Below are 12,614 nucleotides of genomic sequence, written 5' to 3' on the forward strand. Positions count from 1 at the left end.
CGCACGGAGTTTCCGGCGCGCGGGGGAATCGTTAGAGAAGACGGGACCAGGGGAGGAAGACCTCCCAAAGGCCCTGTGCGCGGCGAGAGTTGACTCGTATCGAAGCGCACCGGACATCACACGGAGAAGGAATCACAATGAAGCCCATGAAGGTCGCTGCCGTCGTCGCCGGTTCCATGGTGGTCCTGGGTGCCGCCGCCCCGGCGTTCGCCGCCGAGGCGAAGTCCCCCTCGTTCAGCCTGAACGGGGCGCTGGACACCGTGGCGAGCGAGGGCCTGCGTGACGCCAAGCCGCTCCACACCAACGCCCTGGACACCGAGAACGAGGGCTCCGCGCTCAACGCGGTCAAGGGCGTCACCGACAGCCTGAACAAGCCCCAGCAGGGCAACAAGCTGCTCGGCGGACTCCCGCTCGGCAAGTAGTCACACCGTCGTCGCCGTCCCGCCACCGCCCCTCATGGCGCACTGCCTTGAGGGGCGGGCGGGGCCGATCGGTCCAGCGGTCGGTTCGGCGTTACGGGCAGTTCGGCGCTGCGGTCAGCTCGTCCAGAAGTCCCACCAGCGGGCCAGGATCAGCATCCCGATGACCCCGATGTGCAGCACGGGCGGGACCCAGGTGAACTCGGCGAGGAAGCCACGCAGCGCGGCCGGCGCGGGCAGCACCCCGGTACGGATGGTGTGGGCGGTGACGTACCAGAACATCAAGATCGTCGCGACCCACGCCAGAGAGCACCAGAGGCAGAGCGAGTTGATGCTGTACAGCGACTGGTACTGGAGCCAGGTGCAGAACCCGACGCCGAAGAGCGTCCCCACGTTCAGCCCCAGCCAGAACCAGCCCCGGTAACGGGCCCCGGCCAACAGCCCCACCCCGATGGCGATCACCACCGAATAAGCGGCCAGGCCCAGCATCGGGTTGGGGAAACCGAACACCGACGCCTGCGCGCTCTTCATGATGTTGCCGCAGGACACCACCGGATTCAGACTGCACCCCGGCGTGAAGTCCGGGTCCTCCAGCAGCTTGAACTTGTCGATCGTGATCACCCACGCGGCCAGCAGCCCCGCCGCACCCGTGACCACCAACAGCAGCGCGAAGGCCCGGCTCGCGCCCTGTACACCGGGCCCCTCCCCCTCGGCGTCGTCGATGCCGTCGATGCCGTGGATGCCGTCCGCCGCTTCCCCGGCGGACCTGTACCCGGTCGATGCCGCTGCCATCTCTCCGCTCCCGCCTTCCCGGCTCAGCCGCGCAGGCCGCGTACCGGCAGCAGGCAGTGCGCGGCGCTCAGGAGCATCTGCTCGTCGCCCGCGAAGGCGCGCAACTGCTCCTCGCCGACCGGCCGCCCCGGGGTGCCCTCGGCCCACGGCCGGGTCGCGACCAGGAAGTAGACCTGCCCGGTGTCGCGCGCGTCCTGCTCCCACTCCGGCGGTACGGGGCACTGCGCGTTGAGGTACGGCATGGTCAGCACCGCCCGGCCCGCCTCGACGATCAGCTTGATCGGGATGTTGGGCGACTGCGCGACATCGATCAGTTCACTGCCGGGCCTCAGCCCGATGTCCGCGAGGACCGTGCGCATCGCCTCCTCGCCGGCCTCGGGACCGTCCCGGCCGTCGCCGAGTGAATAGGCCAGCAGGAAAGGCGCGGTGCGCTCACCGGAGGCGGGATCGCTCGTCCAGGGAATCACCGAGAGGGTGCCCAGAAGGGCCGCGTACTGGGCATGGTTCGCCGCGGTATTGGTAGAGGTCATGTCTGGGCACAGTAGTGGCCCGCGGAGAATATCCGTGAGCCCGTGTCACCCAAGTGGGCTATTGCGAGGGGCAGTTACGACCAATGCTCATCGCCCACCCCTCGCCTTCCCGTGCGAGAGGGGCGAACACGTACGGATTGACAGGGCACCGCGGGATGGCTGTAATGGTCGGCGTGTAGCGCGACACCGGCCAGAGAGCTGTGGGCAGGCCGGCGATCGAGCGGACACCTTTATCGAGGGACGATGCCATGAGTTCATACTCCGCACCCCGCGTCTGACACTTCCGAGGTACCCGGCGTCACCGCCGTACCCGATGCACCTGCCTTACTCGGCCTCACCGCCATGCCCCGGTGCATTGACGTACCGCGATTTCCCGCGCCGCCTCCTTGTCCTGTCTTCCTGACAGCCCGCATGTCTTCCTTCCCTTCCTCCCTTTGCACTTCACCCATCCCTTTTCCTCTTTCCCAGGAGAGTCACAGCCGTATGCCCCTGTCCTTCACCCAGTCCGTCATCGAGGAGTTCCGGGCCAACGGGGGAAAGGTCGGCGGCCCTTTCGAGGGCGCCAACCTTCTTCTGCTGACCACCACCGGCGCGCGGTCCGGAACGGAACACACCACTCCGCTCGGCTTCGTACGCGACGGCGACCTGCTGCTGATCGTCGGCTCGGCCGGCGGCGGCCACCGTCACCCCGACTGGTACCACAACCTGCTCGCCCACCCCATGGTGCGTGTGGAGGTCGGTACGCGGACGTACGGGGCGATCGCCGTCCCCGCCGAGGGCGAACGGCGCGACCTGCTCTTCGAGCGCGTCGTGCGCGTGGCGCCCGGATACGCCGACTACCAGGCCGGCACCGACCGGATCCTGCCGGTCGTGGTGCTGGAGCGCTCCGAGCCCGACGCCGCTCCCGGGACGGGCCCGGCCAATCTCGCCGAGAAGCTGATCGAGGTCCACACCTGGCTGCGCTCACAGTTGGCGCACGTACGCGTCGAGGCCGACGCACACTTCGCCGCGCGGGCGGCGCACCAGGGCCCCGGGGCGCCTCCCGCGCCCGGACTCGGCCTCCAACTGCGCCAGCACTGCCTGGCGTTCTGCGAGTCGCTGACGTTCCACCACACCGGGGAGGACGCGCATCTGTTCCCGGCACTCGCGAGCGGCCACCCCCAGCTGTCCGACGTGTTCGCCCGACTCGCCGAAGAACACCGCACGGTCGCCCGTATCCAGGGTGAGCTGCACGCGCTGCTGGCGGAGGTCGCCACCACGGATCCGGATCGTTTCCGTACCGACCTCGACCGTATGTCGGTCGAGTTGTCGGCCCACCTGGACTACGAGGAGGAGTCGCTGCTGCCGCTCCTGTCCGGCATACCGTTCCCGCCGGTCGCGCCCTGACCCGTTAGCGTCATCAGCGGTAGGAGGCAGTCGGAGCAGAAGGAGTACGTGAAGGCCATGCCCGTGGTTCCCGCAGCAGCAGACGACACGCCCGTGATCCTGGGCAACGAGCCCGGCTCGTTCGCCCGGAGCGTCCTGGCCACCCGCCATCCGGCGCTCATCCAGCAGGTCCGTGACGCGTTCCCCTACGGGCCCGCGCAGCACGAGGCCCTCGACGCGCTCCTCCGGGAGATCACGGACGGGGTCATGGAGCCGCTCCCCGCGGACGCCCATGACCTGGACCGGTGGCGGAGCTGGGGGTACGACGAGCACGTGGGCCGGTCGTGGTTCGACGCGCCGTTCCTGTGGAGCGAGAGCTACTTCTACCGCAGGCTGCTGGGGGCCGTGGGGTACTTCGCCCCCGGCCCCTGGCAGGGCGTCGACCCCTTCGCCCCGTTCAAACAGGCCGAGCTGCGGACCGGCGCGGTCGACGACGAACTCACCGCCCTGGACGGCCTCGCCACCCTGGCGAACGGACCCGGGCGGTACGACGAGGACCAGGCGTACGCGCTCCTGCTGGCCTCGCTCTGGGGCAACCGGGCCGACCTGGGGTTCCGTATGTCGCCCCCTTCCGCCTCTGACGACAGTGGCAGTTCGGATACGAACACGGACTCGGATACGGGCTCGGATACGGGCTCGCCGCTCGTCGCGGACGACAGCGCCCTGCTCTGGTCCCTGCTCCCCGACGGGGCGCCCGCCGGGCCCGTCCACCTGATCGCCGACAACTCGGGCCGGGAGCTCATCCCCGACCTCGTCCTCCTCGACCATCTCCTCCGTACCGGCCGCGCCGCCCGCGCCGTCCTGCACGTCAAGCCGTGCCCGTACTACGTGTCCGACGCGACCCTCGCGGATGTCATCGACGCGCTGCGGCGGCTCGGCCGGGCGCCCGGGTACGCCGCGGAGATCGGCAAGCGTCTGTGGGCCGCGATGGCGACGGGACGCCTCGACGTACGCGCGCACGACTTCTTCCGCGCCCCCCTGCCCTTCGACGCGATGCCCGCCGATCTGCGCGGCCAACTCGCCGAGGCAGCCGTGACCTTGGTCAAGGGAGACCTGAACTACCGCCGTCTGGTCGGCGACCGCGCCTGGCCCGCCACCCTGCCCTTCTCCGAGCGCACCGCGTACTTCCCGGGTCCGGTGACCGCGCTGCGCACCCTGAAGTCCGATGTGATCGTCGGCCTGAGCGACACCACCCTGTCGTCGCTGAACACACTTACGGAGAAGGGGAGTTCCTGGCGGACCAGCGGCACCCACGCGCTGATCCAGACCCGGCTCAGCGACCGGTGAAGCGGGGCTCGCGCTTCTCCAGGAACGCGCGCATGCCCTCGCTCTGATCCTCGGTCGCGAACAGCGCGTGGAACAGACGCCGTTCGAAGAGGACGCCGTCGCGCAGCCCGGTCTCCAGGGCCCGGTCGACCGCCTCGCGCGCCGCCGTCACCGCCGGCCTGCCGTACGAGGCGACGGCGGTGGCGGCCCGCGTCGCCTCCTCCAGGACCCGGTCGTCGGGCACCACCCGGGACACCAGCCCGGACCGCTCGGCCTCGACCGCGTCCATCGTGCGGCCGGTGAGGACGAGATCCATGGCCTTGGCGCGTCCCACCAGCCGGGTGAGGCGCTGGGTGCCGCCGATGCCGGGGATCACACCGAGCTTGATCTCCGGCTGGCCGAAGACGGCGGACTCCCCCGCGATCACGATGTCGCACATCATCGCCAGCTCACAACCACCGCCGAGGGCGTAGCCGTTGACGGCGGCGATCTTCGGCGTACGGAAGGCGGCGAACTCCTCCCACCGCGCGAAGTAGTCCTCGTCCGCCATCTCGACGGCCGTCTTCCCCGACATCTCCCTGATGTCGGCGCCGGCCGCGAAGACCTTCTCCGACCCGGTGACGACGAAGCAGCCGACGCCGGGATCGCGGTCCAACGGGGCGAGTACGTCGAGGAGTTCGCGCATGAGGGCGCTGCTGAGGGCGTTGAGCACATGGGGCCGGTGGAGCCGTACGGTCACGATCCGGCCGTCCGGGCCGTGCCGCTCGGTCTTGAGGTTCAGATCCACGGAAGTGCCTCCGATAGGGGTCCGGCGGGACGACGTCATGAGTCCCAGATCGCGCCGTACGCGGGGATGCCACGGCGTTCGAGACCGTGCACGACCTGCCAGGTCAGCTTCTTGTTGGAGATGCAGATGACGGCCTCGGCGCCGAAGTCGCGGTACGCGGCGTACGCGAGCCGCACCATGTCGGGTTTGCCGTGGCGCGAGGTGTCCCAGATGAGCGCGTCCGGCTGGACGGCGAGGATCTCGTCGACGAGCCCGTCCCCGTACGTCACCCGCGGATCGCGGGTCGCCCACACCAGCCGTGCGGGCACCTCGGCGGCGAGGAGATGGGGCAGGCAGGGACCGATGCCGCTACCGGTGGCCACGTAGATCACCTTGGTGAACAGGGTCTCGATGTTCGCGACGCCCGCCGTGGTGATCCCCTTGACCCACACCCGCGCGGGCGCGTCGTCGATGAAGGACCCGGTCCAGTCGCCCGCGCGGGAGATGGTGAGCCGGAAGCCGGAGCGGCCGGGGGCGGGCACGTTGGCGAACGAGTGCCACTCCTTGAGCGGGCTGCGGCTGATCGCGGTGGACGAACCGGCGAACGGTGTGACGCCATGGTCGAAGTGGGCCAGCGCCACATGGGACGAGGGCCGTTCGATCCGTACGTCGACCTTGCGCAGCCGCAGCCAGGGCAGCGCGACCGAGAAGGTGACGAGGGCGAGCACCCAGAGGCCGGGCTCCGCGACGACCGGACCGCCGGCGGAGAGCGGGGGGAGCGTGGAGAGCACCGTATGCGCCCAGAAGAGCGCGAGCGCCGCCCAGCCGCCGTAACGGTGGATCTTCTCGAAGCGGTCGTGGAAGCGGGAGCGGAAGGGCGGCAGCGCGGTGGCGATGACGCCGGCGAGCAGGGCGATCAGCGTGTACGCGACGACGAGCAGCGCGACACCCGCACCGCTTCCCGTGGCCTCCGCGCCGGTCAGGGCGGCGGTCTGGCCCAGGAACCACAACGCCCCCGCCACCGCCCCGCCCACATGGAGCCCGCCGAAGTGGTACACCTTCGCGAGCGTCCAGCGGAGCCTGAGCGGCCTGCGCGTGGACGGCCAGGTGGCCAGCCGGAACAGCAGGTTGATGACGTACTGCTGGCGCACGACAACGGCGAGCGCCAGGTTGGCCAGGGCGGCGTGGCCGAGGGTACGGGGGCTGTACGGGCCCGCCGCGAGGAAGCCGAGGTTGGCGAGGAGGACGAGGGCGGCGAGACGGTTGTAGTGCATCAGGCGGGGGTGCTTGAGGAGGCGCCTGGGCCAGGAGGTGAGCGGCGGAAGCGACACGTCGTCGACGGCGACGGGCGGAGGCACGGGCACGGACGGAGGCGCGGGCGGAGGCATAGGCGCAGGCGGAGCCGCAGGCACGGACCGAGCCCGAGCCGCAGGCCGACCCGGCGCCCCCTCCACCGACCGACGCACGCTCTCCTCATCAACGGAGAAGGTCACGCCCCCACCACCCCCACACGCGCGTCCCGGCCGGTGTCCCCCGTGGTGTCCCCGGTGGCGAGCCGCAGCAGCGCCGCCTTGTCGATCTTTCCCCGGTCGGTCTCCGGCAGGGCCGCGAGGGGCAGCACGGCGGACGGCACGCAGTAGTACGGGAGCGCCGCCGCCACCGCCCCGCGCGCCGCCTCCGGGTCGATGTCCTGAGGGCAGACGAACGAGACGAGATGCTGGGCGTCGCGCTTGAGCGTGACGGCGCGGACGCACCCCGGCAGGGACTCCAGGACGGCGGAGACGGAGTCCGGCTCGACACGGAAGCCCCGGATCTTGACCTGGTCGTCCGTCCTGCCGAGGTGTTCCAGCTCACCGTCGGGGGTCCAGCGGCCGAGGTCCCTCGTACGGAACATGCGGCGGCCCCCGCCGAGATACGGGTCGGGCGCGTACCGCTGCGCGGTCAGGGCGTCGTCACCGAGGTAGCCCGCGGACACGCAGTCGCCGCCCGCCCACATCTCGCCCACCTCGCCGATGGGGACGGGGCGGCGCCGCTCGTCGAGGACGTACACCGCGTTGTTGGGGGTCGGCCGGCCGATCGTCAGCAGCTCCGCGTCCGGGTGATGGCGCTGCATCGTGTTGACGATCGTGGTCTCCGTCGGGCCGCAGGCGTTGTGAAAGGCGCAGCGCCGCGCCCACAGATCGGCGAGGGGCCGCGGGCAGGGCTCCCCCGCCACCGCGACCGCCCGCACCCGGGGGCAGGCGGCCGGGTCGATGGAGGCGAGGACGGTGGGGGTCGCGACCAGGACGTCCGCGGTGCGCGCCGCCTCCGCGATGTCCTTGCCGCGGATGACGAGGGTGCCGCCGTGGCTGAGGCAGCCGAGGATCTCCCAGGCCGCCATGTCGAAGGCGATGTTGAGAAGCTGGGCGACCCGCGTTCCGGGCCGGATACCGAGGCTGCCGGGCTCGGTGAGCAGGATGTTGGCCACGTTCCGGTGGGTGACGGTGACCCCGTTGGGCCGGCCGGTGGTGCCGGAGGTGAAGAGGACGTAGCAGCCGTCGTCGGGCGCCGCCGTGCCGTGCCCGTACAGACGATCGAGTTCACCCACGTCACTCACATCGCCCACGTCACTCACATCGCCCAGGTCGTCCACGTCGTCCAGCTCGACGAGATGACACACCCCGGCCGGTAAGGGCACGCGGTGCGCGTACTCCCGCTGGGTGAGGACGATCCGCGTGGCGGCCGTACGGATGACATGGCGGAGCTGGGCGGCGGGCGCGAGGCCGATGTCCTGCGGTACGTACGCCGCACCGGCCTTGAGCGTGCCGAGCAGCCCCACGAGCATCGGGATCGAGCGCCGCACGAAGAGCCCGACACGGTCACCCGGCCGTACCCCGGCACGCCGGAGCCAGGCCGCGAGCCGGTCCGCGCGACGGTTCAGCTCCCCGTACGTGACGGTGGTGCCGCGGTGTTCGGCCGCCACGGCGTCGGGAACGGCGAGCGCCTGCTGCTCGAAGGCACGGTGGACGAGGAGGTGGGGAACGCGCACGGCGGGCCCGTGCCCGAACCGCCGGAAGAGCTCGCGATCCCGCGGGGTGAGGTGGTCCAGGTGCATGGGAGGGGAGACCTCCTGGCTGTTTCGAGCGACGGATGGGGGGTCCGGTATTTCGAACGCCTTGCGGTCCACTGGCCGGCGGGGGCCGACGCCCCTCGCGGTCTTCCGTCCGACTGTAGTGTGCGCGCTTTAACTCTCAACTAGGCGTGTTCAGACAAGAACTGACGCCTAATCAGCCACATGTGCCGCACTCCACCCCACCGGCAACCTTCGCCACACGGTGCGACGACACCACAGGTAGGGAGAGCTGCGCGCCGGCCCCGTACACGAGGACCGGAAGCAGCGCGATGCCCCCTACGCCCCTCTCCTACGGGGCAGGCCCCTGGGGCGCGTCACGCCTGAAGTCGTCCAGGAGCCGGAAGAACTCGTCGAGCGGCGTGGAGTCGGCCGGTGTACGACGCTCGATCTCCGCGACCCAGGTGAGCGAACCGGACACCCCGAACCGGCCCGCACACCACCGGGAAACGCGAAGATTCTGAAGATCGTTTCCCGTGTGCATGGTGATCGTTCCCCGGGGACAGGGATCGGTTCCCGCTCTCAGAAGTGGCGGTGATACGCCTTGTTGGCGATGCGGCGGGTGCGGGTCGGTCCGTCCGGGGCCGGCCGGCCCCCGGAAGAGGGTGCAGTACTCGTCCAGGCGCCAGGAGACGAATGCGCCGTCCCGGATCCCTACCGCCTCGGAGTGGTGCCGGCGACGGTCAACCGTCAACCGTCAGCTCAGACGGGAAGTGCGGTGATGCTGAGGGCGAAGTCCAAGTTCCCCACGCCGTGGTTGGCGAGGCCCACCGTGACCACGCCCGCTCCTTCCAGCCAGTGCGCCATTTTCAGGCCGCCGACGTCCAGCGGGCGCAGCCCGAGGGTCTCGATGAACGCCTCCACACGTGCCTTGGCCTGCGCATCATCGCCCGCGAAGAAGACATCAGGCCGACCCTTCTCCAGGACATGGCGGAAGACGGTGTTGAACGCCTTCACCACGGTGGCGCTCGCCGGGGCGGCCTTGGCGACTTCCTGCGCGATCGAGGTCTCCTCGCGGTGGGCCAACCCGTCGAACGTGGAGTTGAAGGGGTTGCTGATGTCGACGATGACCTTGCCCGCGAGAGCGTCTCCGTACTGGGCGATGGCCGGCACGACGCCGTCGTACAGCAGGGCCACGATGACGATGTCCCCGGCCGGGGCGGTGCCCCATTCCCCCGTCGTGGCGCCGCCGCCGAGAGCCTTGGCCAGGTCAGCGGCCTTGGACCGATCGCGGCCCATGACCTCGACGGTGTTGCCGCCCGCTATCGCCCGCGCGCCGATGGTGCGGGCCATGTTCCCGGTGCCGATGACGCTGATGCTGCTCATGAGATGCCCTGCCCTGGTTGTGGCTGTTGGTTGTGGCTGTTGGTTGTGGTCGTTCGGTTCAGATGGCGGTGGTGCCGCCGTCGGCGACGAGCTCCATGCCGTTGACGTAGCTGGAGTCGTCGGAGGCGAGGAAGAGGGCGGCGGAGGCGATTTCGTCGGGGCGGCCCATCTGACCGCGGGGGATGAGGGACTCGAACTGGCGCTTGGTGGCCTCGTCGAAGAGTTCTTCCTGCTTGGCGGTGGCGACCTGGCCGGGGGTCAGGACGTTGACGCGGATGCGGCGGTCCTTGAGCTCGTTGAGCCAGATGCGGGCCCATGCCTGCTGGACGGCCTTGCTGCCGGCGTAGACGCTCCAGCCGGGGAAGGCGCCGAGGGAGGCGTTGGAGCCGGTCATGAGGATGGAACCGCCGTCGTTGAAGAGCGGGAGAGCCTTCTGGACGGTGAACAGGGTGCCGCGGGCGTTGAGCCCGAACCAGGTGTCGAACTGGGCCTCGGTGATCTCGCCGAGCGGGGCGGGCTCGCCCCCTCCGGCGCTGGCCCACAGCACGTCGAGGCTTCCCTTCTCCCGCTTGACGGTGTCGTACAGGCGGTCCAGGTCGGCCAGGTCGGCGGCGTCGCCCTGGACGCCGGTGACGTTGCGGCCGATCTGCTTCACGGCCTCGTCCAGGGCGTCCTGGCGGCGGCCGGTGATGAAGACGTGCGCTCCCTCGTCGACGAACAGCTTCGCGCCGGCCAGCGCCATGCCGGTGGTGCCGCCGGTGATGACCGCGACCTTGCCGTCAAGCTTTCCCATGATCGTTCCCTTGGTCGGTGGTGCCGTGTGTACCTGGGGCGACGGTGTTATGTACACCGCCCTGTGTGCTTACGGTACGGGGCGGGCGACCCGGGCGCAAACTAAGTACACCGGTCGTTACCTCGTCGCGGTATGGTGGAGCCATGACGGAGTTGGAGAAGGGCCCCACGGGCCGCCGCCGCGGCCGGGGCGCCCGCGAGCGCATCATCAGCGCGTCCCAGCAACTGTTCCGCGAGCAGGGCATCAACCGCACCGGCATGGACCAGCTCTGCTCGGCGGCCCAGGTGTCCAAGCGCACGGCCTACCAGCACTTCACCGGCAAGGACGAACTCGTCGCGGAGTACCTGCGCCGGTTCGACCCCGCCGTTCTGTCCGGCGTGTTCGACCGCACCGACCTCACGCCCCGCGAACGGCTCCTCGCCGCCTTCGACGTCCCCCCCACCACGCCTCTGTGCCCGTACATCGCCGCCGCCGTCGAACTCCACGACCCCCAGCACCCCGCATCCGAGTACGCGCGCGACTACAAGGAAGCCGTCGCCGCGCGGCTCGCCGACACCGCCCGCGAAGCCGGCGCCACCGACCCTGAACAGCTCGGCGAGCAACTCGCGCTGCTCATCGACGGCGCCGCGGCCCGCACCCGGGTCCTCAACGCCGACGCCTTCCCCACGGCCGCCGCCATCGCCGCCGTCCTCATCGACAACGCCATCCCCGCCGCCACAGCCGGCGATGACCGACGGCAGGAGGAAGTGTCGAGCTGACGTGGCACATCCTGACGTGGCACAGCGCGGCCGGGCCGGACGCGCTACCGGTCACGGGGCCGCACCGGCCGGCCCGCGATACCAGCCGCCCGGCACCTGGCATGGCAGGCTTTTACGGAACCGGCCCGCCCCGCCCGCCTGTTGATGGCCGCGGCAAAAGCCGCCGGGGAGAATGGCGACCCTCTACGAGCCGGAGACTTGCCGCCCCCTCATCCACTCCACCGGGGCGCTCAACGGGGGCCAACAGGCGGGCAGCCAACACGTCCGGCCGGAACCCGCCGTCGGGTTCTGGATCCCAGGGACCGACTCCCGACGCCACGAACGGCAGACCGCCGGTGACCGGCTCCGCTCGATGAACGGGGGGGCAGCCGAACTACTCAAGCGCGCCGTCGACTCAAGCGCGCCCTCTACTCAAGCGTGCCTTGAGGCGTCCTCGCCGCCAAGCTGCCACATCTCATAGTTCCCACATTCCGCCGTGATCTCGGCCGTCGACCGAGCCGCGGTGACGAAGTCATCCACCAGCGGCGAGGTGCGCGATGCCGCCACCGCGAGGCTCACCTGGTCGGGCGCCAGATCAGGGATGGGTACATAGGCGATGTCCGGATGTGAGTAGAACACGGACGCCGAACGGGCCAGGAAGGAGATGCCCCGTCCGGCCGCGACATGCTCAAGCGTCTCGTCCACCCCGCGCACCGGGTACCCGGCATTGGGGAGCGGGCGCTTGGTGGGCTGCGTGCTCGGGTCACCGTGCCAGACCAGCGGTTCGCCGGCCAGGTCGGCCTCGGTGACCTCCTCCTTGCCGGCCAACCGGTGTCCGGCGGGCAGTACCGCCACCCGCGGCTCGGTGTACAGCGGGGTGACGCGCAGGCCGGCCTCGTCGATGGGCAGCCGCACATAGCCGACGTCGATGCGGCCGTCGAGCAGCATCGCGGCCTGATCGTCCCCTTCGATCCGCCGCACGTCCACGACCACGTCAGGGTGTCGGTCCTCGAACGCACGGGCCGCCGGGATGACCGCGACGCCGGCCCGGAAACCGACCATCAGCCGCCGCTTGCCGTTGGCGGCCGCGGACACCCGGCGGCGGACCGCGTGGGTCGAGGCGAGCAGCGGACCGGCGTCGGCCAGCAGTTGCCGGCCCGCGTCTGTCAGCTCTACGCCGTGGCGGTCCCTGGTGAACAGCGAGGTGCCGAGATCCTGCTCAAGCGCACGGATCTGCCGGCTGAGCACCGGCTGTGCGATGTGAAGCTCATCGGCGGCGCTGCCGAAATGCAGCCGGTCGGCCACGGTGACGAAGTAACGCAGTTTGCGCAGATCCAGATCCAGATCCATAGAACCCTCCACCGTGGTGATACCTCCAGGGTATCACCACGGCTTCAATAGGTCTTGGACACCACTCGGACCCGGTGGCAGCATGAAAACAGGCGCTTAAG

General features: G+C 70.2%; 13 protein-coding genes and 1 pseudogene. 4 read left to right on the forward strand and 10 right to left on the reverse strand.

Going from position 1 to position 12,614, the window contains the following annotated elements:
- The first annotated feature begins 146 nt into the window (after positions 1-146).
- Complete coding sequence (locus ACIO3P_RS20355; protein ID WP_401795429.1) at positions 147-422, forward strand: hypothetical protein; 276 nt, start codon at positions 147-149, stop codon at positions 420-422.
- 114 nt (positions 423-536) lie between these two features.
- On the opposite strand, the gene ACIO3P_RS20360 is transcribed toward ACIO3P_RS20355, so the two are convergent.
- Positions 537-1,211: a vitamin K epoxide reductase family protein gene (locus ACIO3P_RS20360; protein ID WP_401852783.1), complete on the reverse strand. Its 675-nt coding sequence runs from the start codon at positions 1,209-1,211 to the stop codon at positions 537-539.
- 23 nt (positions 1,212-1,234) lie between these two features.
- Positions 1,235-1,741 carry a DUF5949 family protein gene (locus ACIO3P_RS20365; protein ID WP_329822334.1) on the reverse strand — a complete coding sequence of 169 codons (507 nt, stop codon included), beginning with the start codon at positions 1,739-1,741 and terminating at the stop codon, positions 1,235-1,237.
- A 483-nt stretch (positions 1,742-2,224) separates the two neighbouring features.
- Between ACIO3P_RS20365 and ACIO3P_RS20370 the strand changes: the two genes are divergently transcribed.
- Positions 2,225-3,127 (forward strand): nitroreductase/quinone reductase family protein, encoded by a 903-nt coding sequence (locus tag ACIO3P_RS20370; protein ID WP_401852786.1) that lies wholly within the window; start codon positions 2,225-2,227, stop codon positions 3,125-3,127.
- Between the two features lie 57 nt (positions 3,128-3,184).
- Positions 3,185-4,453, forward strand: a complete 1,269-nt coding sequence (locus ACIO3P_RS20375; protein WP_401852789.1) for a damage-control phosphatase ARMT1 family protein — start codon at positions 3,185-3,187, stop codon at positions 4,451-4,453.
- Here the strand turns inward: ACIO3P_RS20375 and ACIO3P_RS20380 are convergent.
- The 7 genes and pseudogenes from ACIO3P_RS20380 to ACIO3P_RS20410 form a co-directional block, all read right to left on the reverse strand.
- On the reverse strand, positions 4,440-5,219 hold the full coding sequence (locus ACIO3P_RS20380) for an enoyl-CoA hydratase-related protein (protein WP_401852791.1): 780 nt from the start codon (positions 5,217-5,219) through the stop codon (positions 4,440-4,442). The two genes, ACIO3P_RS20375 and ACIO3P_RS20380, sit on opposite strands and share 14 nt — an antisense overlap.
- A 35-nt stretch (positions 5,220-5,254) precedes the next feature.
- The gene (locus tag ACIO3P_RS20385) at positions 5,255-6,586 is read right to left on the reverse strand and encodes a hypothetical protein (protein ID WP_401852793.1); all 1,332 of its coding nucleotides are present in this window, start codon (positions 6,584-6,586) and stop codon (positions 5,255-5,257) included.
- A 101-nt stretch (positions 6,587-6,687) separates the two neighbouring features.
- The gene (locus tag ACIO3P_RS20390; protein WP_401852795.1) at positions 6,688-8,292 is read right to left on the reverse strand and encodes an amino acid adenylation domain-containing protein; all 1,605 of its coding nucleotides are present in this window, start codon (positions 8,290-8,292) and stop codon (positions 6,688-6,690) included.
- A 307-nt stretch (positions 8,293-8,599) separates the two neighbouring features.
- Positions 8,600-8,728, reverse strand: coding sequence for a hypothetical protein (locus ACIO3P_RS20395; protein WP_329822329.1), 129 nt, complete (start codon positions 8,726-8,728; stop codon positions 8,600-8,602).
- A gap of 101 nt (positions 8,729-8,829) precedes the next feature.
- Positions 8,830-8,962, reverse strand: a pseudogene (locus ACIO3P_RS20400) (6-phosphogluconate dehydrogenase); the annotation flags it as partial.
- Between the two features lie 47 nt (positions 8,963-9,009).
- Positions 9,010-9,633 carry an NAD(P)-binding domain-containing protein gene (locus tag ACIO3P_RS20405; RefSeq protein ID WP_329822328.1) on the reverse strand — a complete coding sequence of 208 codons (624 nt, stop codon included), beginning with the start codon at positions 9,631-9,633 and terminating at the stop codon, positions 9,010-9,012.
- Between the two features lie 58 nt (positions 9,634-9,691).
- On the reverse strand, positions 9,692-10,426 hold the full coding sequence (locus ACIO3P_RS20410; RefSeq protein WP_329822327.1) for an SDR family oxidoreductase: 735 nt from the start codon (positions 10,424-10,426) through the stop codon (positions 9,692-9,694).
- 143 nt (positions 10,427-10,569) lie between these two features.
- Here ACIO3P_RS20410 and ACIO3P_RS20415 point away from each other — a divergent pair, with 143 nt between their 5' ends.
- The gene (locus tag ACIO3P_RS20415) at positions 10,570-11,184 is read left to right on the forward strand and encodes a helix-turn-helix domain-containing protein (RefSeq protein WP_329822326.1); all 615 of its coding nucleotides are present in this window, start codon (positions 10,570-10,572) and stop codon (positions 11,182-11,184) included.
- 411 nt (positions 11,185-11,595) lie between these two features.
- Here the strand turns inward: ACIO3P_RS20415 and ACIO3P_RS20420 are convergent, their stop codons facing one another.
- Positions 11,596-12,507 carry a LysR substrate-binding domain-containing protein gene (locus ACIO3P_RS20420; RefSeq protein WP_329822342.1) on the reverse strand — a complete coding sequence of 304 codons (912 nt, stop codon included), beginning with the start codon at positions 12,505-12,507 and terminating at the stop codon, positions 11,596-11,598.
- Positions 12,508-12,614: the final 107 nt, after the last annotated feature.

The sequence above is a fragment of the Streptomyces sp. NPDC087310 genome (genome assembly GCF_044744405.1).
Classification (GTDB): Bacteria; Actinomycetota; Actinomycetes; order Streptomycetales; family Streptomycetaceae; genus Streptomyces.

Bases quoted from the DNA above. Each gene is read 5' to 3' on its own strand.
- ACIO3P_RS20355 (WP_401795429.1), top strand. From the start codon at position 147: ATGAAGGTCGCTGCCGTCGTCGCCGGTTCCATGGTGGTCCTGGGTGCC.
- ACIO3P_RS20360 (WP_401852783.1), bottom strand. From the start codon at position 1,211: ATGGCAGCGGCATCGACCGGGTACAGGTCCGCCGGGGAAGCGGCGGAC.
- ACIO3P_RS20365 (WP_329822334.1), bottom strand. From the start codon at position 1,741: ATGACCTCTACCAATACCGCGGCGAACCATGCCCAGTACGCGGCCCTT.
- ACIO3P_RS20370 (WP_401852786.1), top strand. From the start codon at position 2,225: ATGCCCCTGTCCTTCACCCAGTCCGTCATCGAGGAGTTCCGGGCCAAC.
- ACIO3P_RS20375 (WP_401852789.1), top strand. From the start codon at position 3,185: ATGCCCGTGGTTCCCGCAGCAGCAGACGACACGCCCGTGATCCTGGGC.
- ACIO3P_RS20385 (WP_401852793.1), bottom strand. From the start codon at position 6,586: ATGCCTCCGCCCGCGCCTCCGTCCGTGCCCGTGCCTCCGCCCGTCGCC.
- ACIO3P_RS20390 (WP_401852795.1), bottom strand. From the start codon at position 8,292: ATGCACCTGGACCACCTCACCCCGCGGGATCGCGAGCTCTTCCGGCGG.
- ACIO3P_RS20405 (WP_329822328.1), bottom strand. From the start codon at position 9,633: ATGAGCAGCATCAGCGTCATCGGCACCGGGAACATGGCCCGCACCATC.
- ACIO3P_RS20410 (WP_329822327.1), bottom strand. From the start codon at position 10,426: ATGGGAAAGCTTGACGGCAAGGTCGCGGTCATCACCGGCGGCACCACC.
- ACIO3P_RS20415 (WP_329822326.1), top strand. From the start codon at position 10,570: ATGACGGAGTTGGAGAAGGGCCCCACGGGCCGCCGCCGCGGCCGGGGC.